This is a genomic window from Rheinheimera oceanensis, assembly GCF_018831085.1.
GTDB lineage: Bacteria > Pseudomonadota > Gammaproteobacteria > Enterobacterales > Alteromonadaceae > Alishewanella > Alishewanella oceanensis.
The window spans coordinates 277,439-302,341 of sequence record NZ_JAGPNM010000003.1; the positions used below are offsets into that span (position 1 = coordinate 277,439).

The window sequence follows — 24,903 nt, forward strand, 5'->3', positions numbered from 1 at the left end:
ATGCCGGATTTTCTTTATCAGTTGTTACTGGATTGGGGCAGTTTTTTCCGGCCTTATGTACGGGATATTGCCCTGGCTATGGTCGCAACCTGTCTGGTGGTATTTGGTGATGATTTAAACCGCTTTGTACGCCGCCAGATTGCCCATATGCATTTTATCTGGCGTACCGGTATTTTTATTCTGTTATGCGCCTTTGGTTATGGCGCCCTGACAATATTGCTGACACCATTGGTAGCAGGCCAGCTTGGCCGAATAGGCAACCTGTGGTTGCCCTGGGTTTGTCTGGCTATTTTTACGCTGCTGGGCATACTGGCACAACGTAAGCGCCAGTTATGACGCCACAACCGCTATGGCCGGTGCTGGACGATAACGGCCTGCATAAAGTGCCGCTGCGTTTTTACTGGTTATTGCTACTGCTATTACGGCCTTATATCTGCTGGGTGCTGGTATTAACCCTGCCGCAGGCACAGCGCGATATGCTGGCGCTGTTTTATCCGCGCCAGGCTGATTTTATCCTCGCCTGCGCGGTGGCTGCCCCGCTGCTGTTGCTCATAGCTGCCCTTAGCCAGCGCAAACCGAAAGGCTATGCCGGATGGCGCCATATCTGGCGCTTTGGCCGTGGTTTGATGTTAACGGTGGCAACGGTGGATCTGCTGCTCACCATACTGCATTTACCTTCTCAGGTTATGTTGGACGCACCCTGGCGTATTTTATCGCCGGTTTTGTTATTTATTGGCTGTCTGTGGTTATTGCGCTCGCGCACTCTTAAAGCGGTGTTTGCCGAATGGCCAGAGCCGGATAGCAGCAAGAGTAAATCTTAAACGGCGGTTTCGTCTAAATACTTTTGTCTTAATTGCAGATAGCGTTCCTGTTGTCCGGCTTTGAGTTTACTGCTGTCAATCAGCTGCTGGCATTGCTGCAGCAGGCTCTGGCGCTGCTGTGGCGGGCAAAGCGGGCGGGGTGCGGTTAACAGTGTTTGCAGCAGGTTAAGCGCTATCCCGGCGTTTTTCGGCATAACCTGGGCGGCCATAACAAAAGCGGCAAAGGCTTCTTGCCAGTTACCGTGCTGGTACAGGCGTACTGCATTGTTATTCAGCTCTCTGGGGCCTTGTGGCATACGTTCACGCTCTTGCTGCTCCTGTTGCAGATATTGCATAAATATCTGCTCAGGCTGTTGTTTACGACAGTGTTCGGTGATCTGCCGGAACAGTTGTCTGGACGCATCGGCTAAGCCCACTTCATGCAGAGCTTTGGCTTTATCCAGCGCATCTTCCAGTGAGGTAATTTCAGCTTGCGGTTCAAGCTCTGCCAGCAATTGCCGGGCTTTATCACGGTGATCCTGTAAATACATGAGCCGGGCCTGTAACACCTGCTGTTGCCCGGTCAGTTTATGATTGGCAAATTGGTGCTGCACCATATTCAGTGACAACGTGGCCTGGCGGTTAAGCCGGGACTGCTGTTCAGTGTCTTCAGTGCTAAGGGCGAAGTCTATGCTGGCGCGTGCCATATTCAGATATAAATCGGGTTCTTCATAAATTGAGTTACGGGCAAATTTAACCATATCGCGGGCTGCCCGGTATTGAATTTCGTAATCGTGATTCAGCCGTGATAACTGCAACAGTTTTTGCTGGCGCAGTAAATTACGCGGCGCTATGTTAGCAGCGGCCAGAATATGTTGTTGAGCCTGCTGGTAATGCTGCTGGCGAAACTCCAACTCACTGAGGTTGTCCAGAGCAAACAGCCTGGTTTCCTGCCGTTTTAGCATCTGCTCCAGTTCAGCAAAAGCTTGTTGTTCATGGCCTTGTTGCAATAAACAGCGCACCTGGCCAATTCTGGCCCAGCTAAATGGCTGAATTTGTAGCATGGCAGCGAAAAACACACTGGCCTCGTCCCAGTTGGCTTGCAGCAGTAAAATATCACCCTTAATTTTAAGCAGCAGTGGAAACAGCTTATGCAGTTCAGTTTTACCAAGTTGAATATTGATATGCTGTAATGCTTTGTCCAGCGCATTTTGTTCCAGCAAATCATAAACCGGCCGTAGCAACTGCTTGCGTTTTAGCACCCGCTCAATACGCTGCTGTAAATCCCGGATAACAAACGGCTTAGCCATAAACTCGTCTGGCTGCAATTCCAGTACGCTGTGTACCAGCGCGGGATCTGTTTCTGCGCTGATAAAAATCACGCCGCAAGCTGGTTTATGTAAACCACGGCTTTTTAATTCATCAAATAATTGGTAGCCATCTTTGCCTTTAGACAGGTTGTAATCACAGATCATTAAGTCGTAGCTATTTTGCCGGCAAAGTTGCAGAGCGGTTTGAGCCCGGTCAGTCAGCGCAATGTTCTGATACCCTAATTGTTCCAGCGCATAGCGCAAAAAACTCTGGCTCAGGCTTTGATCATCAATTATCAGGATGCGTTCGTCGCGTTTAACGGCAGGTTCCATAGAGGCAAAACAGATCCCAGGCAGAGTATTGAAGCTACTATAGCAACTTTTTAACAATACAGAACAGGGAAATATCAAAGGATTTGGTGGATTGTACTGGGGTGGCATGCAATGCTTCGGAGCAGTGGCAACCGTGTCTTAATAAAGAGCGGGCGGTGCTTTGCTATGGTTTTATCAGGAAGTGGTGGATTGTACTGGGGGCGGAGCAGTGGCAACCGTGTCTTAATAAAGAGCGGGCGGTGCTTTGCTATGGTTTTTATCAGGAAGTGGTGGATTGTACTGGAATCGGAGTAGTGGCAACCGTGTCTTAATAAAGAGCGGGCGGTGCTTTGCTATGGTTTTATCAGGAAGTGGTGGATTGTACTGGGTTCGGAGCAGTGGCAACCGTGTCTTGGTAAAGAGAGGGCGGTGCTTTGCTATGGTTTTATCAGGAAGTGGTGGATTGTACTGGGTTCGAACCAGTGACCCCCGCCTTGTAAGGGCGGTGCTCTCCCAGCTGAGCTAACAATCCATGGGATATCAATTTGTCATCAAACTTTCATTATAAGACATCAATTGGTGGATTGTACTGGGTTCGAACCAGTGACCCCCGCCTTGTAAGGGCGGTGCTCTCCCAGCTGAGCTAACAATCCATGGGATAAGTCTTTTACATCAAATTTGGTGGATTGTACTGGGTTTTAATCAGTGTCCACCGTCTCGTCGTGAAGAGCGGGCGGTGCTTTTCATGATAAGACATCAAGTGGTGGATTGTACTGGGTTCGAACCAGTGACCCCCGCCTTGTAAGGGCGGTGCTCTCCCAGCTGAGCTAACAATCCACGCTGTTTGATGGCGCTCATTATAGGGAGCATGAAAAAGCTGTCAACATTATTTTGGCAATTGTGGTTTGCCTGCTGCAAAAGTAAACATTCTGCCTTGCTTTAGCACAAAACAGTGGCTGCCGCTCCGCCTTAGCGGGTGCATCCGGCGCGCGGCGTTGCTACAATAGCCGCCATTATTGCACTGTGATGGATAAACTATGTCTCTTGTTACCCGTTTTGCTCCAAGCCCAACCGGTTATTTACACGTTGGTGGTGCCCGTACTGCCTTGTTCAGCTGGTTATATGCCAAAAAGAACGGCGGAAAATTTATTCTGCGTATCGAAGATACCGACTTAGAGCGCTCTACCCAGGCGTCGGTTGATGCTATTTTAGAAGGCATGACCTGGCTGGGGCTGGATTACGACGAAGGCCCGTACTACCAAACCAAGCGCTTTGATCTGTATAAAGAAGTGGTTGCACAACTGCTGGCTGATGGTAAGGCCTATAAGTGTTTTTGTACCATAGAAGAACTTGACGCTATGCGCGAAGCGCAAGCTGCAGCCGGTGAAAAACCGCGCTATAACGGTATGTGGCGTGACCGCACCGATCACCCGGCGGATAAACCTTTCGTTATCCGTTTTAAAAACCCGCAAAGCGGCACTGTGGTAATTGACGACTTAATAAAAGGCCGTATTGAAATTGCCAACAGCGAACTGGACGATTTAATTATTGCCCGCAGCGACGGCACTCCTACCTATAACCTTACCGTGGTGGTGGACGACTGGAAAATGGGTATAACTCACGTGATCCGCGGTGATGACCATGTTAATAACACACCACGGCAGATGAATATTCTGGCAGCGCTGGGGGCCGACATCCCAAAATATGCTCATGTGCCAATGATTCTGGGCGATGATGGTAAGCGGTTATCCAAGCGCCACGGTGCGGTGGGTGTAATGCAGTACCGCGATAACGGCTTTTTACCCGAGGCCTTGCTTAACTATTTAGTGCGTTTGGGCTGGTCACATGGCGATCAGGAAATTTTCAGCAAAGACGAGCTGGTTCAACTGTTTGATCTGGACAGCTGTAACCGTGCTCCGTCGGCATTTAACACCGACAAACTGATTTGGTTAAACCAGCATTATATGAAAACCCTGCCGGCAGAGCAGGTAGCAGCACAACTGCAGTGGCATCTTGCCGGGCAAAAACTGGATACCAGCAATGGCCCGGCGTTAACTGAGCTGGTAAAAGCGCAAGCCGAGCGGGTAAAAACGCTTAAAGAAATGGTAGAGGTAAGCCGCTATTTCTATGAAGACTTCAGCGAATTTGATGCAGAAGCGGCAAAAAAACATTTACGCCCGGTAGCGCTGGAACCTTTACAGGCTGTTGCAGCCAAACTGGATGCATTAAGCGAGTGGTCAGTGTCGGCCATTCATGATGCTATCAACGCCACGGCAGAGCAGCTGGGTGTGGGCATGGGTAAAATTGGTATGCCACTGCGGGTGGCTGTTACCGGTGGTGGAAATTCACCGGCTTTGGATATTACGCTGGCTCTGATTGGCAAAACGCGTAGCCTGGCGCGGTTGCAAAAGGCAATTGCTGCAGTACAGCAGCGTGCGGCAGAAACAGAGCAATAATCATTTTAGCGTTAAAAGCCCGGATAACCCGGTTCAGTATCACTGGGCAGGGGTATTTGGGCTGATACAATAAAAATGCCGAGAGGCAGGGAACAAATAATAACAACCGGGATGGCAATACGACTCATGGGTAACTAATTTATATAAAAGGAGTGACCAAGCGGAATAATGCCTTCTTTTTACAAAGGTATCAGCGCTGTGCTGATGCTTTGCTTGTATGGGGTACAAGCGAGCGAAACAGAACACTTACCCAGCAGCGAAGAGCCACTGCAGCCAATCGGCTTCTTTGGTACGGTGACAGGTGATGTGGAGCTGGGCTTTTTGCTGACGTCAGGTAACACTGATTCTTTTGCTATCAGGGCGAATAGTGAGCTGGTGCACGAACTGGAGTATTTTCGTAACCGCTATCATTTACAAAGCCTGTTGCAAAAAAACAATGTTACCAATGCCAGCACCGGCGACAAAAATCAGGTTACGACCGCCAGCCGTTATGGCCTTACCGGCCAGAGTAACTACAAAATTGTTACCGGCAGGCAAACAGTGTTTGGCCGTGGAGCCTACCTGCATGATAAGTTTGGTGCTTTTAAAGAGCAGGCTTCTCTGGTGGTAGGTTATGGTAACAGGATTTATGAAAAACAAAGCGACTACTTCGATCTGGAAACCGGCCCTGGTTTTGGCCATCAGGAAGCGGCGTCGGGTAACACCAATACCGGTTTGATCTGGTATCTTGCGGCAAACCTGGATTATCAGATGTATGATACCACCAAGTTTCGCCAGACACTGGAAAGTACAATGTCGCTTAATGGTGAAAACTCGACCCTGTTAAGCCGCAGCAGTGTAACGGCGCAACTGGCAGGTAGTTTGTCAATGCGGTTTAATTTCGTGGTTAAGTTTAACTCTGATCCCGAAGGGGATCGCAAGCAAACGGACACTGAAACGTCGGCTTCGCTGGTGTATACATTCTGATGTAAAAAGCCGGTGAAAACCGGCTTTTTTGTCTTTGAGTTTTACTGCTGAAAAATCAGTGTAATACACGGGCGCGTAAGGTGCCGGGTATTGCTTTCAACTCATTTAACGCCTGCTCAACATCGTCTGAATCAATATCTATAACCACATAGCCAATATCAGCATTGGTTTGCAGGTACTGGCCGGCGATATTAATATTCAGCCTGGCAAAAGCCTCGTTAATTTTGGTCAGTACACCGGGCTGGTTTTTATGCACATGCAACAAGCGTGAACGGCCTTTGTGCTCCGGCAGTGATACTTCCGGGAAATTCACTGCTGAAAGCGTTGAGCCGTTGTCACTGTATTTCACCATTTTACCGGCCACTTCAAAGCCGATATTTTCCTGTGCTTCCTGGGTTGAGCCACCGATGTGTGGTGTTAGGATCACGTTGTCAAAGACGCGCAGTGGCGAGATAAACTCTTCATCATTACCTTTAGGCTCAACCGGAAACACATCAATAGCGGCGCCAGCCAGCTTTTTGTTATGCAGTGCCTCGGTTAGCGCATCAATATCCACCACTGTGCCACGTGAGGCATTAATTAAAATACTGCCGGGTTTCATTAATTCCAGCTCAGCTTCACCAATCATATTTTTGGTTTGTGCTGTCTCTGGCACATGCAGGCTGATCACGTCTGATGTTTTTAACAAGGTACTAAAATTAACCTGGGTAGCATTGCCCAGCACCAGTTTGTCTTCTATATCGTAAAACTGCACGCGCATACCTATATTCTCAGCCATAATGCTCAGCTGCGTGCCGATATGGCCGTAACCGATAATGCCGAGGGTTTTACCGCGCGCTTCAAAAGAGTTGTTGGCTGTTTTTTGCCATTCGCCACGGTGGGCGGCGGCGTTACGCTGTGGAATACCGCGCAGCAGCATAATAATTTGCCCCAGCACCAGCTCGGCTACCGAGCGGGTGTTGGAAAACGGTGCATTAAATACCGGAATAGCACGCTTTAATGCTGCGGTTAAATCTACCTGGTTGGTACCAATACAAAAACAACCAATAGCGACCAGTTTACCGGCGGCGTCCAGTACTTTTTCGGTCAGTTGGGTGCGCGAGCGGATCCCGATAAAGTGCACGTCTTTTATGCGCTCGATCAGCTCGTCTTCCGGCAGGGACGTTTTTAAATACTCAATATTGCTATAACCCTGGTTTTTAAAACTTTGCACTGCGCTTTGGTGCAAGCCTTCTAATAACAATATTTTAATTTTGTCTTTGGCCAGCGAAAATTTTTCCATGTCACATCTCTTCAATAAATTAAAAGTAAAATCAGTTTGTTAGTTATTATTGTTATAGTTTTTCGTGGCCTTGAGCTGTTATTTAGCGAATAACCTGTGTACCTGTGGCACTGCCTACCAATACCATGTCAGCGGCGCGCTGCGCAAAGATACCATTGGTAACCACACCGACAATATTATTAATTTGCTGCTCCAGTTTAAGCGGGTTGCTGATGGTTAAATCGTGTACATCGAGGATCACATTGCCGTTGTCAGTGGTTACACCGGCACGTAATACCGGCCGGCCACCGAGTTTGGTAAGCTCGCGTGCAACATAGCTGCTGGCCATCGGGATCACCTCTACCGGCAACGGGAATTTACCCAGCACTTCAACCTGCTTGCTCTGGTCAACAATGCAAATAAAGGTATCAGCGACTGCAGCAACGATTTTTTCCCGGGTAAGGGCAGCACCGCCGCCTTTAATCATATGTTTTTGCGCGTTTATTTCATCGGCGCCGTCAACATACACACTAAAACTGTCAATGCTGTTTAAATCCAGTACCTCAATACCCAGCGCTTTAAGCTTTTCGGTAGATTGTACCGAGCTGGACACCGCACCTTTAATGTCATACTTAATGCTGGCCAAAGCGTCGATAAAATGATTTACCGTAGAGCCGGTGCCCACGCCAACCACGGTATTACGCGGAATAAACTCCAGTGCAGCCCAGGCGGCGTTTTTCTTCATTTCATCTTGTGTCATCAGCTGTTCCAAATTCGTTTAGCCATACAGATGGATATTATATCGAAAGGGCCTGCTGACAAAAGGGCAAAAACGGAAAAAGGTAAAACTGTTTTACGGCATGGGTTAGGTGTAAGTGTCGCCGGCCACAATACGCCCTCTGGCTCGCCACAGCAACTCGCCCTACTGCCTGCGGCAGGGCTCAGACACTCTGTGGCGACCAAATCGCGTTTCTGGCCTTTGCCGGTTAAAGTCTTTGTGGCCGGATTTTTACAACCTCAGCGCTGAGTTTCAGTTAAACACCCAATGTTTTGATGGCGTAATAATCTGCTTTAGCGGAATATCCCAGGCTTCACCTGGCACGGCATCTACCTGCTGGCAGTTATGTGCCAGGCCGATAACCTGACAGTGGCTGTCTGGTGGCAGTTGCGACAAAGTGCGATCATAAAAACCGCCGCCCATCCCCAGGCGGTTACCGGCAGCATCAAAGGCGACTAACGGCGTAAAAATAATATCCAACTGCTGCACTGGCATCAGCCTGTGACAAGCTACTAAAGGCTCTGGTATGCCAAATTTATTCGGGTAGAGCAGGGTGTTTTTATCGTAGCGTACAAACAACAAATAACCGGCTACAAAGGGATGCAATACCGGCAGATACACGCTTTTACCCAACTGCCAAAGGGCCTGAATAAGCGGATAGGTATCCAGCTCGCCGTCATTGGCTAAATACAGTGCTATATGCTGGCGTAGCGCAATAATGTCGCTGGCAAGCACCTCTGTGGCTAAATTTGTAGCAGCCTGCTGCTGCGCCTCAGCACTAAGCTGTTGCCTTTGGGTACGGATGATTTTTCTCAGTTGCTGGCGCTGGCTTGTTGTGTCGGGCAAAGCTGGCTTGGGTATGGTACTTGTCATGCAAATAAGTATGCCTGAATGGCGGCAGAATAAAAGAGGTTCTCCAAATTGCCGTGTCTGGTGTTAGCCCTTGAACCATAGGTTCAAGGCGGGAGTCAGATGGCTGCCTCAGGCTTCCCGGTACGGGCCGGGCTTGCACACTGGCAGCGCAGAAGAATCCCTGGTTAAAAACAATTATCGGCTCAGGGACATCCACCTGATCACTAACAATCCAGAGAACAGGCTTGAGTATAACACCGCAGTTTGCTCTGTATAAGGTTATTCATCGCAGTTTTGTGCCTGCCGATGTTAGTTGCATGGTTTTGCAGCAACTTTTGTTTACGCTTTAAGCCGTTATTAAAACTGCAGTGCGAAGGTTGGCGCTTTTTCGCCGGGGTGGTAGCATAAAGGCAGGTAATCACAGCACGAACAGTTATATGAGCAGCCCTTTTTTATTAACCTACGACGAGTGGACCTATAAGCTGGATCAGGCTTATGTTATGGCGTCTGCTGCAGAAGTGCATGGTTTAATTACCGGTTTATTAAGTGCCGGAGTAGAGCCCGATGCGCAACAGTTGCTACCGGTGCTGCACGATTTTCTTAACGATGGCCAGGCATTACCGGCAGAGGTTAAGCAACATGTTGCCGGGCTAATTGAGCTTACCCACAAAGAACTGGCACAAAACGATTTTAGTTTCAGCATGTTATTACCAAGCGACGACGACAGCCTGCCAGAGCGGCTGGATGCGATGGTCGAATGGACCCAGGCATTTCTGGTTGGTTTTGCCGTACAGCAAACGGATCTATCGCTGGTATCTGACGATGTACGCGAAGCACTGGATCAACTGAGTGAAGTCACCCGTATTGATATTCACACCACTGATGATGGCAGCAGCGAAGAAAACGAAGAAGCGTATTTTCTGGTGCTGGAGCATATCCGTATTATGGCTTTGGCCTGTTATACCGAAGTGGGACAAAAATTCAGCCCTAAACCCATCGGCAATAAGACATTACATTAAATGACACAGACTGCTGTAACTTCAGATTTACCGCTGTTTGATATTGTGATTAGTGGCGGCGGTATGGCTGGCAGTACTCTGGCCTGGGCATTGCTGCAGGCTAACCCGGCGCTTAGGCTGGCGATTATTGAGCAGCAAGCAGAAACTGTCAGCCAGGCCAGTTTTGACAGCCGCAGTATAGCGCTGGCTGCAGCCAGTGTTGATTTGCTGCAGCAATGGGGGCTTTGGGCTGACATTAAGCCTAAAGCCTGCGCCATTGAGCATATTCACGTATCTGATCGCGGCCATTTCGGTAAAACCCGGCTTAGTGCGGCGGAATACCAGCAACAGGCGCTGGGGTATGTGCTGGAAGTAGAGCACTTAGGCGCGTTGCTGGCACAAAAGCAGGCTGGTTATAAACAGTTACAGCGCTTTGCCCCCAATACCCTTACTGCAATAGCGTCAACGCAACAGCAGCAGATGCTGACATTAAATGACGGTACCGTGCTGCAAGCCAAATTACTGCTGATTGCCGAAGGTGGTTTATCGCCCAGCCGCAGCCTGGCAGGTTTTGGTGTGCAGGAGCGCCAGTATCAGCAGCATGCAGTGATTGCCAATCTGGCATTAGCACAGGGGCACCGGCATACGGCGTTTGAGCGTTTTACTGAACATGGCCCCATCGCATTGTTACCGCTTACCCGCCAGCGCTATTCGCTGGTGTATACCGCCGGCCCTGAGGATGCAGATAGATTGATGCAGCTTGATGACACTGCTTTTATCGCACAAGTACAGCAGGCATTTGGCTATCGCGCCGGTATCTTCAGTGGGGCAGGTAAACGGGCATGTTACCCGCTTAGTTTGCGTGTCAGCGGTGATATAGTGCGTCATCGCACAGCGCTGCTAGGTAACAGTTTGCACAATGTACACCCGATTGCCGGCCAGGGCTTTAATTTGGCGCTGCGCGATATTGCCGAGCTGGTACGCCAGGTTACAGCTGCGCCGCACGATATTGGCGGTTATGCCATGCTGCGCGCCTACCAGCAGGCCCGCCAGCAAGATATCAATACCGTAACCACTGCCACCGATGCCCTGGTGCGTATTTTTTCTAACCGCTCGCGCTTAATGGCGCTGGCACGTAACACCGGTTTACTGGCCATGACTCTTTGCGATGAATTAAAACGCCCGGTGGCCGAACAAGCCATGGGGCTGCGGAGTTAACATGCAAAATGTGGATATTACTATTGTCGGGGCAGGCAGCGCCGGTTTAACGCTGGCTTTATTGCTGGCACCACTTGGCCTGCAAATTGTTGTACTGGAACAGGGCAGCGCGCCGCATAGCAGCAATATTAACCATCAGCGCGTTAGCGCGCTTAACCTGGCATCGCAGCGGGTGCTTAGCCACATTGGTGCCTGGCCTGCTATTGCTGCTACGGCACAAAGCTATAACCGCATGCAGGTGTGGGATGCCGACAGCTTTGCCCGTATTGAGTTTGATGCTGCCACCGAGCGGTTAGCTGAGCTAGGCTGGATTTGCGATAACGAGCAAATCCGTGTTGCTTTGTATCAGCAATTGCAGCAGCTCAGCAATGTACGCTTTGAGTTTAACTGCAGCATTAACAGCCTGGTGCAAAGCGAACGTGATGTACTGATTAATATTAACCAGCAGCAATTGCTGTTAAGCCGGTTGCTGGTAGGTGCCGATGGCGTAAATTCTATGGTACGCACGGCGATGCAACTGCCGCTTACTCATTGGGATTACGAGCAGCAGGCCATAGTTGCCACCATTAATACTGAACAGCCGCACCAGAACACCGCAAGGCAGGTCTTTTTGCCAACCGGGCCGCTGGCATTGTTACCGCTGCCTGATCCGCAACAATGTTCTATTGTCTGGAGCTGCCACCCTGAACGGGCCACAGAGCTGCTGGCAATGGACAACAACGCCTTTAATCAGGCGCTTACAGCTGCCAGTAACAGTGTGCTGGGAGTACTGCAACTGCACAATGCGCCCACAGCTTTTGGCCTGAAAATGCGCTATGCCACCAATTGGTTGCGTGGCCGGGTGGTGTTGGTGGCCGATGCGGCGCACAGCATTCATCCGCTAGCCGGCCAGGGCATGAATTTAGGCCTGATGGACGTTACTGCATTAGCAGAACTAATCAGTGAATATGTTAGCAATAATAAAGACTTTACCGACAACCGCATGCTGCGCCGTTATGAGCGCTGGCGTAAGGCTGAGGCGCAAACCCTGATTGCAGCTATGGAAGCTTTTAAGCGTGGTTTCAGCAGTTCGCAGCCGCTACTAAAGCTGGTAAGAGCTGTTGGTATGAGTAGCGTTAACCAACTGCCGTGGCTAAAAGGCCAGATCATTGCTGCAGCCCTTGGCAACAGTGGTGACTTGCCTAAACTGGCCAGGCCACAGGCCAAAACGGCGCGGCGTGCCTGAGTTAGTTTTTTTGGTTATTACGGCTGTCGCATTACAAAAACTAATTAATCTGGGGCTGTTGGCAACGGTAGCCTTGCGTTATAATCCGGGCGCCTTTTTATCCGCTGATGCTGCTTAAGTTAACTAAAACCAAGCAGCTGCGCTGAATTTCCGGCGCCGTGCGGGCCTTACATTAAGCAGGACATAACAATGGCTAATCAAACTGCGTTACATGGCAAACACCTCGAAGCCGGTGCCAAAATGGTCGACTTCTTCGGCTGGGACATGCCAATCAACTACGGCTCTCAAATTGAAGAACATCACGCGGTACGCCGCGACGCTGGTATGTTCGACGTTTCTCACATGACTATTGTTGACTTAAAAGGCGCAGACACCCGCGCCTTTTTACGTTATTTACTGGCAAATGATGTAGCAAAACTGACCGTGCCGGGCAAAGCGCTGTACAGTGGCATGTTAAATGAAGCCGGTGGCGTAATTGACGATTTAATTGTGTATTTTCTGCAGGAAGATTTCTTCCGTCTGGTGGTTAATTCGGCCACCCGTGAAAAAGACTTAGCTCACATTACTAAAGAAGCCGGTGCTTTTGGTGTAAGCGTTACCGAGCGCCCGGAGTTCGCCATGATTGCCGTACAGGGCCCGAATGCTAAAGCTAAAGTAGCCACCTTATTAACTGCTGAGCAGCAAGCTGCTGTTGCCGGTATGAAGCCGTTTTTTGGTGTGCAGGCCGGCGAGTTATTTATTGCCACTACCGGTTACACCGGTGAAGACGGTTACGAAATTGCCCTGCCAAACGAGCAAGCTGCCGGTTTCTGGCAAAAATTGCTGGATGCTGGTGTGGCGCCGGCCGGTTTAGGTGCACGTGACACCCTGCGTTTAGAAGCCGGCATGAACTTATACGGCCAGGATATGGACGAAACGGTATCGCCTCTGGCGGCCAATATGGGCTGGACTATCGCCTGGGCACCACAAGAACGTAACTTTATCGGCCGTAAAGCACTTGAGCAGCACAAAGCCGAAGGTACGTTCAAACTGGTTGGCCTGGTAATGGAGCAAAAAGGCGTATTGCGCCACGGCCAACGGGTAGTGGTTGACGGCGGCGAAGGTGAAATTACCTCCGGTACTTTCTCTCCTACGCTGGGCTACAGTATTGCGATGGCGCGGGTACCTGCTACGGTGGGCGAGGTAGCCGAAGTTGATATTCGCGGTAAGATGGTGCCGGTTAAAGTGGTTAAACCTGCTTTCGTGCGCATGGGTAAGAAAGTCATCTAAACTGTGACAGTAATTAAAACTATATTAAATAAAAGACACCAGCTAAGGATTAAACAATGAGCTCAATTCCTAACACATTGAAATACGCCAGCAGCCACGAGTGGGCGCGCGACGAAGGCAACGGTATCTACACTGTAGGTATTACTGAACACGCCCAGGGCTTGCTGGGTGATATGGTGTTTGTTGAACTGCCGGAAGTGGGCGATGCTGTAACCCAGGGCGATGACTGTGCCGTAGCCGAGTCAGTAAAAGCCGCTTCTGATATTTATGCGCCGCTGTCTGGTGAAATTGTAGAAGTTAACGAAGCACTGGCCGATGCACCAGAGCTGGTAAACAGCAGCCCGTACGAAGATGGCTGGATGTTTAAAATTAAAGTGTCTGATACCACCGAGTTGTCAGCGCTGTTAGACGCAGCCGGTTACAAAAACTCTATCGACGAGTAAGCCAGCATAGTCAATCCATTTAAGCCCCGTGCCCGTACCAGTTAACTGTTCAGCCACGGGGCTTAACTTTAGTAGCAACGAAACCTTACCAGGACATTCAAGGCATGACCAACTCCGCTGTGAAAACCCTGTCGCAACTTGCGAACCACGACGAATTTATTCAGCGCCATATCGGCCCGGACGCGGCAGAAACCGCTGCCATGCTAAATGAGCTGGGTGTAGACAGCATTGAAGCGCTGATTGCCCAAACCGTACCGGCCGATATCCGCCTGACTACGCCATTGGCTACAGGCCCGGCCCGCACTGAAGCCGATGCGCTGGCTGTGCTAAAGCAAGCTGCGGCAAAGAACAAAATGTTCAAATCTTACATTGGCATGGGCTATCACCCGACGTTAACGCCGAATGTTATCCTGCGTAATGTGCTGGAAAACCCGGGCTGGTACACCGCTTATACGCCATACCAGCCGGAAATTGCCCAGGGCCGGTTAGAATCGCTGTTAAACTTCCAGCAATTAACGCTGGATTTAACCGGTATGGAGCTGGCCAGTGCCTCGTTGCTGGACGAAGCCACCGCCGCCGCTGAAGCTATGGCGTTGGCCAAGCGCGTAACCAAGAGCAAGTCTAACCTGTACTTTATCAGCGACGATGTGCACCCGCAGACTATCGACGTGGTAAAAACCCGCGCCGAAATGTTCGGTTTTGACATCGTAGTAGGCAAAGCGACCGACGCTGCCGCGCACGATGTATTTGGTGCCTTAATTCAATACCCGGCCACTAACGGTGAGATCCGTAACGACAGCGAATTAATTGCGCAGTTGCAGGCAAAAAAAGCCATTGTAGCCGTGGCTACCGATCCTATGGCGCTGCTGCTGTTAAAGGCGCCAGGCCAATTAGGCGCCGATGTAGTATTGGGCAGCGCCCAGCGTTTTGGCGTGCCTATGGCCTACGGCGGCCCGCACGCAGCTTTCTTTGCTACCCGTGATGCCTACAAGCGTTCTATGCCGGGCCGTATTATCGGCGTGTCGAAAGACCGTCGCGGTAATCAGGCACTGCGTATGGCGATGCAAACGCGCGAGCAACATATCCGCCGCGAAAAAGCCAACTCGAACATCTGTACTGCCCAGGTATTACTGGCCAATATGGCGTCGTTCTATGCCGTGTACCACGGCCCGCAGGGGCTGAAAAATATCGCCCGTCGTATTCACCGCAGTGCTGATATTTTCGCTGCCGGTTTACAAACCAAAGGTGTGGCATTAGTAAACCGCCACTGGTTTGACACCATTACCTTTAAAGTGGCTAACCGTGCTGACGTTATCAACCGTGCCTTAGCGGCCGGTGTTAACCTGCGTACCGACGTAGCTGACTCGTTAGCGGTAAGCTTCCATGAAGCCACTAACAGCGCTGATATTGCTGAGCTGTTTGATATCGTACTGGGCGCAGGCCACGGCTTAAACGTGGATACGCTGGATGCGGCTATCGTTAAAGACGGTAGCAAGTCTATTCCGGCCGATTTAGTGCGTAACGACAGCGTGCTGGGCCATCCGGTATTTAACCAGTACCACAGTGAAACTGAGATGCTGCGTTATATCAAAAAGCTGGAAAACAAAGACTTATCATTAAACCACTCGATGATTTCGTTAGGCTCATGCACGATGAAGCTAAACGCCACGGCCGAGATGCTCCCCATCACCTGGCCTGAGTTTGCCTCCTTGCACCCGTTTGTGCCGCGCGACCAGGCCGAAGGCTATTACGAGATGATTAACCAGCTGGGCGACTGGCTGGTAAACATCACCGGTTACGACAATATCTCGATGCAGCCAAACTCGGGTGCGCAGGGCGAGTACGCCGGTATGGTGGCAATTCGTAAGTACCATGAAAGCCGCGGCGAAGGCCATCGTAATATCTGTTTAATTCCGGTATCGGCGCACGGTACTAACCCGGCTACTGCCGCGATGACCAGCTACGACGTAGTACTGGTAGAGTGCGACAAGCGCGGCAATATCGACATGAACGATTTAAAAGCCAAAGCCGCCGAAGTAGGCGACCGCTTAGCCGCCATTATGGTGACTTATCCATCTACCCACGGTGTATTTGAAGAGAGTATCCGTGAGCTGTGCGATATTATTCACAGCTACGGCGGCCAGGTGTATATGGACGGCGCCAATATGAATGCTCAGGTAGGCTTAACCGCACCTGGCTTTATCGGCTCAGACGTATCGCACTTAAACCTGCATAAAACCTTCTGTATTCCACACGGCGGTGGCGGCCCCGGCATGGGCCCTATTGGCGTGAAAAGCCACTTAGCACCGTTCCTGCCTAACCATGCAGTGGTAAGCATTGCTGGCACCGGTAGCGATAACGGCGCGGTATCAGCAGCACCGTTTGGTAGCGCCGGTATATTGCCAATCAGCTGGATGTACATTGCCATGATGGGCGGCGAGGGCTTAAAACAAGCTACGCAATACGCCATCCTGAACGCAAACTACATGGCGAAAAAACTCGACCCGTTATTCCCGGTACTGTACCGCGGTACCAACGGCCGGGTAGCGCACGAATGTATTATCGACATTCGTCCGCTTAAAGAAGCCAGCGGCATTACCGAGATGGATATTGCCAAGCGTTTAATGGACTTTGGTTACCACTCACCAACAATGAGCTTCCCGGTAGCCGGTACGCTGATGATTGAACCAACAGAATCAGAAAGCAAAGCCGAGCTGGATAAGTTTATTGAAGCGATGAGCACCATCCGCGCTGAAATTGCCAAGGTAGAAGCCGGCGAGTGGACAGTGGATAACAACCCACTGGCCTACGCACCGCATACCATGCAAGACATTTTCGACCCGGCATGGGACCGCGCCTACGAGCGCCAGTACGCTGCCTTCCCGGCAAGCTTCGTGGCAGAGAACAAGTTCTGGCCAACGGTAACCCGTATCGACGACGTATATGGCGACCGTAACCTGATCTGCTCCTGCCCAAGCCCGGAAGCGTATCGGTAAGCGCTTAGCGTTTATGCAGTAACAACGAAAACCCCGGCCAGCGTGCCGGGGTTTTTTATGGCGTAAATTGGCAATTGCGGTGTGTATTCTTTAAAGCTAAGCTGTTCTAACGTTTCAAATAAGCATACATTGGCTAATGTGGCTGCCGGTAAAGAGCCTGGTATGAAAAAGCTAACTATCAGAATGCCGGATGATAAAGCCAGCAGGCTTAACGCCCTGGCGCAAAGCCGTAATATCAGTGTTAATAAGCTTATAGAAGAGCTATCTGCGATTGCACTGACTGAATATGATGCCCAAGTCAGGTTTGAGGTACGTGCAGCGCGAGCTAAAGCAACTCAGGGGCTGGCGCTGCTAGATGAGTTAGAAAAGCTGGAGTTGGCTGATTAAGCGTTCGGCTGCTATTCAGTAACAGACAACCCGACCGGTGTGTCGGGTTTTTATTGTGCAGTTCTAAGGATAGGATGTTAGAAATATCAATGAACCTGACCCTATCGATCAGGTGGGCAAACTGATCTAGTCTTGCTTCTTTGGCCAGTCAACTTTACTGAAATATTCTACTGTCTCGGTTGAGACAATTTTCCCTACTTCTTCCAGTAAACGCTCTGTTGCTTTTCCGGCTGCTTCATAGCGTTCTTTATCAGTATCTAATTTTTTTGCGAACGTTAAGCTAACCTGCCACAAGCCAATTAAGTGCAAAATAGCTAATTCGGAGCGAATAAAGCTCTGCCATTTCTCGCCCCATCTATAAAAAGAGTTGAAGCCTGAGGATATCGCAATAGTCATGGCCATTAGAGTGATGTACATATCTTTGCCCTCAATTGTATTTGCAGAAACCACAGGGATCGTTATAGAAAAAACAATAACGATCAGACCAGTAATCCGGAAGAGGATCCTCGGCGCATGTGACTGTTTTTTATACCAGTTGTAACTCTGAACAATTTTTGACTGTACTATCCGGTAGTAAGATTCGAACTCTTCATCATCGTCTGTGTAATCAAGAATTGGATCAAACTTCATTTCATAGCCCTTTTGTTATAGTTAGATGGTTTACTAAAAGTAGTACATCAGTGAAATACGAAAAATGTTATATACATATTTTATGCCGGTATTGGCTGCGAGCAAGCTTGCAGTTGATCGATTATCACTAACGGGGGAGTTATGTTTAAAAACGGCATGCGCGCAGTACACTCTGGTGAAGTATTGCGTGAAGATTATTTGTTACTACTAAATATGAGTGCCAATGCTCTGGCGCAGGCACTACGGGTAACACCGGCACGGAACAACGAAATAGTGCGTGAAAAATGCGGTGTTACTGCTGACACGGCACTGCGCCTGGCTCGCTATTTTGGCGGCGATGCCCAAAGCTGGCTTAATCTGCAGGCGATATACGACCTTAAACTGGCTGAGCAACTAAGTGGTGAGCAAATCAGTAAAGATATTTCACCTTATGCGGCTTGAACTTGAACATAGCTCTGCCAGATAGCGCTGGCTCTTGTTGCTTAATAGCAGTTATCTTTAGTTCATTCTGTACAACAATCAGCAGCGGCTGCGTTGTTGGGGAATGTTGCCAGCAGAAATATCAATGATGCTGACTCCATCGTTCTTAGTCCGTGATGTCCACTAAGTGCCAAAAGCGGACATTTCAACATTACTCAGTGATAACATAAAGCAAAGTAAAATTGTTAGCCCCTAATGGTCATGCTCTGAGTTGTAAATTTTAATTCCATTAGAGTTAAAAGCCACGCAATCATTGAAGACAATCGCAACACTTTTAACAGGTCTAGTCAGACCGACATACAATTTGGCTCGTGAATCATTGGCGAGTGCAGTGTTATTATTTTGAATCCACTTCAGCATAGGTTCGGTAGGGAAGATGATCACACGTTCAAATGTCAGACCTTTAGATGTACCAAAGGTAAAAACAGGATAACGTTCATCTACAGTGCGCCTTTTATCCCAGCGCAACTGCACAGGAGTATACGTTTTTAGGTAGTGACCCAGTAATTTTTCAGGCAGCAGGAAGACTCCGTCGTGACCGGATATTTCGCGAACGTTAGAGACTGAAGGGGCAAAAGCAGGATAAAGTTTATTGGCAAAGTCATTGATTTCGTGAAAGCACCGATAGTTCTCATTCAACATGTTATCATCGACGATCACCCCTGCCGCCTTGTCATCAAAGAAATTTATAATGGCAGCCTTTTTGTACTTTGCATTTTTCTCCGTATTAACGGTACTGTAAGTGGCCTGGCGAGGGTCGCCGACCAGCGTTATTTTAATGGGTGACCTGAACAATGTTTGGAGAATTTCAAGATCGTAACCGGCTAGGTCCTGAACCTCATCCACATAAATTTCATCAAAGCACGATGCCAGTCGAGCGATGACTTTTCCTCCTGACTTCTCATCACAGCGAAGCGAGAGTTTGGCCATTTTATCGGAGTAAAGCTTAAAATCAGAACTGAAATAGTGCTGCCTAAAATCCTTTTCCCCCCAATAGACGGGTCTCCCTGCGAACTTAAAAGGTTTTGCACCTGATTTGCTGCTGCAAAGGAGCATGCCTTTGATATCAAAATCAAATAAACACCCTTGATAAGGTTTTATCCAGTGTTTAATCAGAAAGGAAAACCAAGTGATCACATACAAATTAGGCGGAACATATCCATTCTCTTTAATGATTTTGACATTTATTTCATCCCGGCACGCCTCGGTGAATGTGGTAATCAAAATACGCTTGCCTGAAGTGGCTGCCTTTAATGCTTCACTGACCACAAAGGTGCTTTTACCCGCTCCAGCAGAGGCGATGATGACTTTGTTCATTTGATCGCATCCAGTATGTACTGCGGATACTGGATGCTGAGCGCCGCAGTATTCGTATAATTAAAGACCTTCAATGCGCAATCTGTTTTATTCGCTCGCATGTAAATGAGTAACTCATCATCAGAAGCATGTGTAGTCCCTAAAACGGTATTAAGTTTTTCTCTACTGTTGGCCTTCAGCAATTTAGGCTCAAGCGTATTGTAATTGTATGTTTTTGTACCCACCATCAGCTTACCGGTATCAACAACCGGGTCAAAACAGATATCAATGTGTGGTTTTTTATTCGCATCTAAATAGGCGCTGTATTTTTTCTGGATTGCGGCAATATCACCATCATTGTCCGTTACGACGCAGGTAGGTTTGTCGATAATCGCAGCAATTTCCAGAAATCTCAGAAACGAAATTCCCACGGAAATTACTTCTATCCCGTCCTCAATGGGCAGTCTTTCTTGGTTTGCATCCATGTAGGCTTTTTGAACCACAAGTTCGTCAGAATCGCCTTCAACCAGAATAGCTTTCTTACACAGAACCATTCGAAGAGTGTCGTAGCCCGCAATCTTTTCGAAAAACTCTTTTGTGCCTTGTGTTAACGAATCCAACTTCGTCGTCTTGCGGTTCGAGAGAAAAATCAGATCACCAAGACCGAGTTTGTTCGCAACGAAACTACTATGAGTCGTAATGATGATTTGTTTACCTTTACAGTTGTCTTTTATGGTCTTGATGAGCAGATTAAGCTTGGTATGTGACAGGTTATTCTCAGGCTCTTCAATCAGAATGACATTCGATTCTTTTGCTTTATTGTGCGAGAGCGCCAAATTTGTCTTCACAATACTTTGCTCGCCCTTTCCAATGTAGTTAAACGGAACATCATCTAGGCAGGTAATAAGACTTGATTCCCATGCTTTTTGAGAGGAAAGTTCAACCGAGATAGTGACCTTTTTACTGGTGATCTTGCTCGCACTGATAATTTTCTTATTGATGATTTCGATGGATTCGTCTGATATGAAGGCTTCTTTCATTTTACGGTGCGACTGAGAAACACTAATGACCTCATCGTCCGTCAGCAAGTCCTTGATTATTCTGCTTATGTAAACATCTGATCCATTATTACCTCTGACTGAGGATGAATCGATAAATGCAGACTTGAGGGGGATGCTGCGTGACGAGAGTGCGTCTCTGCTGAAGCTTTTCCACTCAATATCGTAATACTCAATAGGCAACGTTCTAATATCACCTGCTTTCAAGAGAGCTTCATAGGCAGCATTATAGTCCTCGTTAAACTTGATTTTAAACATAACTCCCACTGAGGAGGACTTCAGGCTGTTCCCATCTCCCTCTAGGAAAACCGTGTCAGGCGTCTTTTGAAAGTGAAGTTCAACAAATAGTTCTGGTGGCGGCAATCTGGCTGCGGTTGCAAGGCTGGCTAGATATTCCTTCACTAACTGATCATTAAAGAGATATTGGCTGATGTTGTTCTTTACAGGTTTCCCCGCATACAACCCCGTCAAACCTAAGTTGATAGCCTCAAGGATGGTACTTTTCCCCGCTTCATTGTCACCTACGATAATATTCACTGACTCATTGAACTCGATGCAGAATCGGTCTTTGAAGCCCTTAAAACCCTCAATAATTAACTTTGTAATAACCATTAACATCTCCATTGCACGTTGAGCAAAATCAATTCGGAAAACATTTTTGATGAAAGGTGGATAGTGATTTATAGCAGCAAGTCAAATATCAACCGAGCAATTGACCTGTCCCCTATCAAAACATTACGCCAATGTTCGTAATGCGGACAATTTTGAGCTTTCAATTTTCACAAGAGGCTACTGGCGAAGTAACTTCAAAACACCTAAAGCTGAGCTCGCCTGTGAAACAGGATGTCCGTTGTTTTTAGTTTATGAAAATAACATCTGTGCCTATAAGTTGTAAATTTTTAATAAGCGGTGTAGTGTTTTGTTCGTTAAATCAATATTTCAGGATGAGCTGTGCTTAAATGCGGGGAAACCCGTCGAACAATTGCCAGGTAAATGGAGTAAACATTTCGAATGGTTCTTATAGGGTCTACGGACTTTTATATTGGAGTAAAAAGCCTCCCTAAAAGGCAATTCGAGGACTACTCCGCTCACTTATTTGATGAGTGGCAGTTTTATGTAGACCGTGAGCTGCAGCTACCTGATTATTCTTTATCTCTGGTAGTAGAGGAGGGTTCGATAAAGGCTGTCGGGAGAATAGCTACGACCCTTGGTGTTCTTTATATTGGTATTGGGCAGTATGGTTCCTTCATATCCGGACTACAAATAATCCATGAGCAAGTTCGCACGGTTGGTGGATATCTTGCAGAGCGCGCTGGCGCGCCTTTTCAATCGAGTAAGGCGAAACCAAGGGTAAGGCGAAATGGAGAGTCGCTGGCCCGTCTTCAGACACTATTTGTAAAGGTTCAGAGAGGTGAATTGTCGATTAACGAAGCAATGATTGAATCAGAAAGAATTTTTGGATTTGAGCTCAACGATGCTGTTAAATTCAAAAACGAACTCAAACAATCATTTGAACAAGCTCCGCTTCTTCCCAAACAGTTGTATCTCCCATTGGTTGATGTTGAAGGAGAAGAAATATATTTGCGGGATGCGCCGAGAAAGCCACGTACTCCTCCGCCGAGATTACCAGTACCTGCGCCAGCTTCTGACTTATATCGTATTGAAATTAAGCGGGAAAGTAGGAGGGGCAAGAAAGATATACGTGTTGTTAGCTTGTAGAATTTAATCTAACAATCAGCTGACATTGCACCGATGGGGCAAATATTAGGGGCAGCTCAAAATTAAGCTGACCGTCCGCAATTCGCTCATTTCTGCCAGTTGGTTTCTGTCGCCTGGCAGGTTAGTGCAAATAGCGGACATGACTTTCGGTATCTCACTTGGAATTTGAGTCGTGTATTTATACCCAGCTTGCTCCATATTTGTCGCCTGCTTAAGTAGCAGTTGTACCTATAAGTTGTTGTATGTTTTAAAGAAGCGGTGTAATGTTGTTGTGCAATAAATATACAAAGACGGGTTGACCCGCGTTTAAATACGGGATGATCCGCTAAAGCATTAGTTTTACAGTGCTTAGCCGAGAAGGGATTTATGGCAAGAGTAAAGAAAATCAGAAAAGAAAAGCTATCTATCTATTTGGCTAGAGATGGTAGCAAGCCGGATTCCGACGTTATAAAGCTAGAAAATGCTAAGCAACCTATTGAAATAGACTTGCCAGAGGCAGAATCAGCCCGTCTTTACATAAAAAAGCAGCCACCTAAAAATGCCCCTCCTTGGACTAGATTATTTACAACAGATAACCAAGTAGATGCTTCTGAATTTGGCATCTCTTCAAATGTAGGGGCAGTATTCATAGTAAGAATTTCAGGAGCTACATTTATACTGTCTTTTGGCACTGGTTTTCATCTTCTAAAGCAAGAGTCTATCGAGCGTGATTTTGGTTTAAAGGTGACGCTGAACTCTGTAGATCCTGACAAACTGAGAAGTTTGGATAAAGCTAGCTATGATCACAATCCATTGAATTCAAGAACTCAAAGCACACGGGATGTAGATATATTTAATCTCCATTTAGATTCTGAGATGGAAATGCTTTACGCTGTGACAGGAACATCATTAGTAAAAGAATTTGGTAGTCATGTAACTGGCAGGGATGCTCTAACAATAGCAGTAGAAATCAACCTTTCACATATACCCGCGATTCTTTCAAAGTCTATCAAACAATATCGTTCTAATCTTCCAGACAAATTCAGCTGGGTAGAAAATATCAATAGGGTTCGAGACTATGACGAGATTGAAATACTTGATTTGGAACTAGATAAATACTTGAGTAGTAACAATGTTTCTAATTTCTGGTTAGGGGAACCCGAAATAGTAGACTGGGAAGGTCAAATCGGCTACTCATTTGATATGTACCAGAAAACCCTTCGCCATGTGGTTTTATCTTTCGATGACTATATAACATACCTCGGTGGTGTTACTCCTACAGTTGAGTTAATGAAGAGCAACGTTGTTCACGTAAACAACAATGAGTATCAGTCTGTAAAAAATTGGCCAGTCTACCGCTGTTTGTATGCTGAAATTAAATTTGGAAAAGATCAGTACATTTTAAGAAATGGAGTATGGTACAAAATTAACTGCGACTTTGTTTCAGCGGTTGATGATTACCTCAGCGATCTTGAAACTTATCAATTTTCGTTTCCCATATATGCTCATGATGATGAGGGAGACTATAACAAGCAAGTGGTTAAAACAAAAAGTGGCTTTTGCTTGATGGATAAAAAGAATATTCAAATTGGCGGCCCTTATGACAAATTAGAGCACTGTGATTTGATAAAAGATGGAAATGAGTTTGTTCATGTAAAATTATATAGAAGCTCAAGCACACTAAGTCATCTGTTCTCACAAGGGTTTGTGGCTGCTGAAGCATTTATCAAGGACTCTGAATACAGGGAAAAACTAAATCCAAAATTACCGGCATCAATTAAATTAGTAGACCCTAAGGAAAGGCCAGATCCAAGCAAATATAGGGTGGTGTATGCAATTGCTACAACCAAGGATATACCTGCTGAACTCCCATTCTTTTCGAAGGTGACTCTGAAAAATTCCTTAAAAACATTAAAGGCATTAAATTACAACATTTCTATTTCGAAAATAGATATTGATCCCACATGGTTAAAGACTAAAAAATGCAAGCCAAAGAAAAATTAACAAGGAGCTGCTAACGGATAAATTTTCCACCGCACTCCAAATTTGCCGCTGAGCGCGGCGTTAACGTCTGCTAATCGCTCATAGCAGCCGGACCGTATCTAAACAACTGCCCCAAATAGTAGATCCCCCAAGGAGAGAATTTGGCGCAGGCGTTACGGCTAACATCCGCGCAGCTTAGTTAGGCTGCACCTTCGCTGCACCATAAGCTTCTGTTCCCCACAACGGCACGGTAATAAGCTGTGCTAAAAGCTACCGCAGGTTTCTTTGGTAGAGTACGGCAAATACATCTGGGGTTGGTTTTCTATAGCGGGAGCTTCGCGCCTCTGGCTGCTTTTAGCAGCGCATCCCAATCATCCGGTGGGTTACCCGATTTAAGCATCTGGCCGAAAACTGCCGATGCAAAGCTACAAAGATTGACAATCTTTGTAGTGGCACCCAGCATTGTTGCTGTTAATGCTTACCCTTG

21 protein-coding genes, 3 tRNA genes and 1 other RNA gene are annotated in these 24,903 nt (G+C 47.7%); 14 read left to right on the forward strand and 11 right to left on the reverse strand.

Going from position 1 to position 24,903, the window contains the following annotated elements:
• A complete protein-coding gene (locus J3B89_RS09425; protein WP_215397282.1) occupies window positions 1–336 on the forward strand; it encodes a DUF3392 domain-containing protein in 336 nt (111 codons plus the stop codon).
• The gene (locus J3B89_RS09430; protein WP_215397283.1) at window positions 333–821 is read left to right on the forward strand and encodes a DUF2919 family protein; all 489 of its coding nucleotides are present in this window, start codon (window positions 333–335) and stop codon (window positions 819–821) included. Before J3B89_RS09425 ends, J3B89_RS09430 begins: the two co-directional genes overlap by 4 nt.
• On the opposite strand, the gene J3B89_RS09435 is transcribed toward J3B89_RS09430, so the two are convergent.
• From J3B89_RS09435 to J3B89_RS09450, 4 genes are all read right to left on the reverse strand, one after another.
• On the reverse strand, window positions 818–2,443 hold the full coding sequence (locus tag J3B89_RS09435) for a response regulator (protein WP_215397284.1): 1,626 nt from the start codon (window positions 2,441–2,443) through the stop codon (window positions 818–820). The two genes, J3B89_RS09430 and J3B89_RS09435, sit on opposite strands and share 4 nt — an antisense overlap.
• 435 nt (window positions 2,444–2,878) lie before the next feature.
• Window positions 2,879–2,954: transfer RNA gene (locus J3B89_RS09440), tRNA-Val, on the reverse strand.
• 45 nt (window positions 2,955–2,999) lie between these two features.
• Window positions 3,000–3,075 (reverse strand) — tRNA-Val (locus tag J3B89_RS09445).
• Window positions 3,076–3,183: 108 nt separating this feature from the next.
• A tRNA-Val gene (locus tag J3B89_RS09450) sits at window positions 3,184–3,259 on the reverse strand.
• A 200-nt stretch (window positions 3,260–3,459) separates the two neighbouring features.
• Between J3B89_RS09450 and gltX the strand changes: the two genes are divergently transcribed.
• Both gltX and J3B89_RS09460 read left to right on the forward strand, forming a co-directional pair.
• Complete coding sequence (gltX, locus tag J3B89_RS09455) at window positions 3,460–4,878, forward strand: glutamate--tRNA ligase (protein WP_215397285.1); 1,419 nt, start codon at window positions 3,460–3,462, stop codon at window positions 4,876–4,878.
• Between the two features lie 168 nt (window positions 4,879–5,046).
• Window positions 5,047–5,844, forward strand: a complete 798-nt coding sequence (locus tag J3B89_RS09460) for a DUF481 domain-containing protein (RefSeq protein WP_215397286.1) — start codon at window positions 5,047–5,049, stop codon at window positions 5,842–5,844.
• Between the two features lie 55 nt (window positions 5,845–5,899).
• Here the strand turns inward: J3B89_RS09460 and serA are convergent, their stop codons facing one another.
• The 4 genes from serA to ssrS all read right to left on the reverse strand — a co-directional run bounded on the left by serA (window position 5,900) and on the right by ssrS (window position 8,977).
• Window positions 5,900–7,126, reverse strand: coding sequence for a phosphoglycerate dehydrogenase (gene serA, locus J3B89_RS09465; protein ID WP_215397287.1), 1,227 nt, complete (start codon window positions 7,124–7,126; stop codon window positions 5,900–5,902).
• Between the two features lie 82 nt (window positions 7,127–7,208).
• Window positions 7,209–7,865, reverse strand: a complete 657-nt coding sequence (gene rpiA, locus J3B89_RS09470; protein ID WP_215397288.1) for a ribose-5-phosphate isomerase RpiA — start codon at window positions 7,863–7,865, stop codon at window positions 7,209–7,211.
• A 270-nt stretch (window positions 7,866–8,135) separates the two neighbouring features.
• Complete coding sequence (locus J3B89_RS09475; RefSeq protein ID WP_215397289.1) at window positions 8,136–8,756, reverse strand: 5-formyltetrahydrofolate cyclo-ligase; 621 nt, start codon at window positions 8,754–8,756, stop codon at window positions 8,136–8,138.
• A 36-nt stretch (window positions 8,757–8,792) separates the two neighbouring features.
• Window positions 8,793–8,977, reverse strand: a non-coding RNA gene (ssrS, locus tag J3B89_RS09480) — 6S RNA.
• 195 nt (window positions 8,978–9,172) lie between these two features.
• On the opposite strand from ssrS, the gene J3B89_RS09485 reads away from it, so the two are divergent.
• The 7 genes from J3B89_RS09485 to J3B89_RS09515 all read left to right on the forward strand — a co-directional run bounded on the left by J3B89_RS09485 (window position 9,173) and on the right by J3B89_RS09515 (window position 17,271).
• Window positions 9,173–9,754, forward strand: a complete 582-nt coding sequence (locus J3B89_RS09485) for a UPF0149 family protein (protein ID WP_215397290.1) — start codon at window positions 9,173–9,175, stop codon at window positions 9,752–9,754.
• Window positions 9,755–10,951 (forward strand): 2-octaprenyl-6-methoxyphenyl hydroxylase, encoded by a 1,197-nt coding sequence (ubiH, locus tag J3B89_RS09490; protein ID WP_215397291.1) that lies wholly within the window; start codon window positions 9,755–9,757, stop codon window positions 10,949–10,951. It abuts the gene before it with no gap.
• Window position 10,952: 1 nt separating this feature from the next.
• Complete coding sequence (locus J3B89_RS09495; RefSeq protein ID WP_215397292.1) at window positions 10,953–12,176, forward strand: FAD-dependent monooxygenase; 1,224 nt, start codon at window positions 10,953–10,955, stop codon at window positions 12,174–12,176.
• Window positions 12,177–12,365: 189 nt separating this feature from the next.
• Window positions 12,366–13,445 (forward strand): glycine cleavage system aminomethyltransferase GcvT, encoded by a 1,080-nt coding sequence (gene gcvT, locus J3B89_RS09500; protein WP_215397293.1) that lies wholly within the window; start codon window positions 12,366–12,368, stop codon window positions 13,443–13,445.
• Window positions 13,446–13,501: 56 nt separating this feature from the next.
• Window positions 13,502–13,888 carry a glycine cleavage system protein GcvH gene (gene gcvH, locus J3B89_RS09505; RefSeq protein ID WP_215397294.1) on the forward strand — a complete coding sequence of 129 codons (387 nt, stop codon included), beginning with the start codon at window positions 13,502–13,504 and terminating at the stop codon, window positions 13,886–13,888.
• 104 nt (window positions 13,889–13,992) lie between these two features.
• The gene (gcvP, locus tag J3B89_RS09510; protein WP_215397295.1) at window positions 13,993–16,884 is read left to right on the forward strand and encodes an aminomethyl-transferring glycine dehydrogenase; all 2,892 of its coding nucleotides are present in this window, start codon (window positions 13,993–13,995) and stop codon (window positions 16,882–16,884) included.
• A 162-nt stretch (window positions 16,885–17,046) separates the two neighbouring features.
• A complete protein-coding gene (locus J3B89_RS09515; protein ID WP_251372324.1) occupies window positions 17,047–17,271 on the forward strand; it encodes a toxin-antitoxin system HicB family antitoxin in 225 nt (74 codons plus the stop codon).
• A 126-nt stretch (window positions 17,272–17,397) separates the two neighbouring features.
• Here J3B89_RS09515 and J3B89_RS09520 read toward each other — a convergent pair whose 3' ends face one another.
• Window positions 17,398–17,901 carry a DUF4231 domain-containing protein gene (locus J3B89_RS09520; protein WP_215397296.1) on the reverse strand — a complete coding sequence of 168 codons (504 nt, stop codon included), beginning with the start codon at window positions 17,899–17,901 and terminating at the stop codon, window positions 17,398–17,400.
• A 141-nt stretch (window positions 17,902–18,042) separates the two neighbouring features.
• Here J3B89_RS09520 and J3B89_RS09525 point away from each other — a divergent pair, with 141 nt between their 5' ends.
• Window positions 18,043–18,342 carry a HigA family addiction module antitoxin gene (locus tag J3B89_RS09525; RefSeq protein WP_215397297.1) on the forward strand — a complete coding sequence of 100 codons (300 nt, stop codon included), beginning with the start codon at window positions 18,043–18,045 and terminating at the stop codon, window positions 18,340–18,342.
• A 231-nt stretch (window positions 18,343–18,573) separates the two neighbouring features.
• Here the strand turns inward: J3B89_RS09525 and J3B89_RS09530 are convergent, their stop codons facing one another.
• Window positions 18,574–19,698, reverse strand: coding sequence for a UvrD-helicase domain-containing protein (locus tag J3B89_RS09530; RefSeq protein ID WP_215397298.1), 1,125 nt, complete (start codon window positions 19,696–19,698; stop codon window positions 18,574–18,576).
• Window positions 19,695–21,347: an ATP-dependent nuclease gene (locus J3B89_RS09535; RefSeq protein WP_215397299.1), complete on the reverse strand. Its 1,653-nt coding sequence runs from the start codon at window positions 21,345–21,347 to the stop codon at window positions 19,695–19,697. Before J3B89_RS09535 ends, J3B89_RS09530 begins: the two co-directional genes overlap by 4 nt.
• 399 nt (window positions 21,348–21,746) lie before the next feature.
• On the opposite strand from J3B89_RS09535, the gene J3B89_RS09540 reads away from it, so the two are divergent.
• Together J3B89_RS09540 and J3B89_RS09545 are read left to right on the forward strand one after the other, a co-directional pair.
• Window positions 21,747–22,454 (forward strand): hypothetical protein, encoded by a 708-nt coding sequence (locus J3B89_RS09540; RefSeq protein ID WP_215397300.1) that lies wholly within the window; start codon window positions 21,747–21,749, stop codon window positions 22,452–22,454.
• 366 nt (window positions 22,455–22,820) lie between these two features.
• On the forward strand, window positions 22,821–24,437 hold the full coding sequence (locus tag J3B89_RS09545; RefSeq protein WP_215397301.1) for a TIGR04141 family sporadically distributed protein: 1,617 nt from the start codon (window positions 22,821–22,823) through the stop codon (window positions 24,435–24,437).
• The last annotated feature ends 466 nt before the right edge of the window (window positions 24,438–24,903 follow it).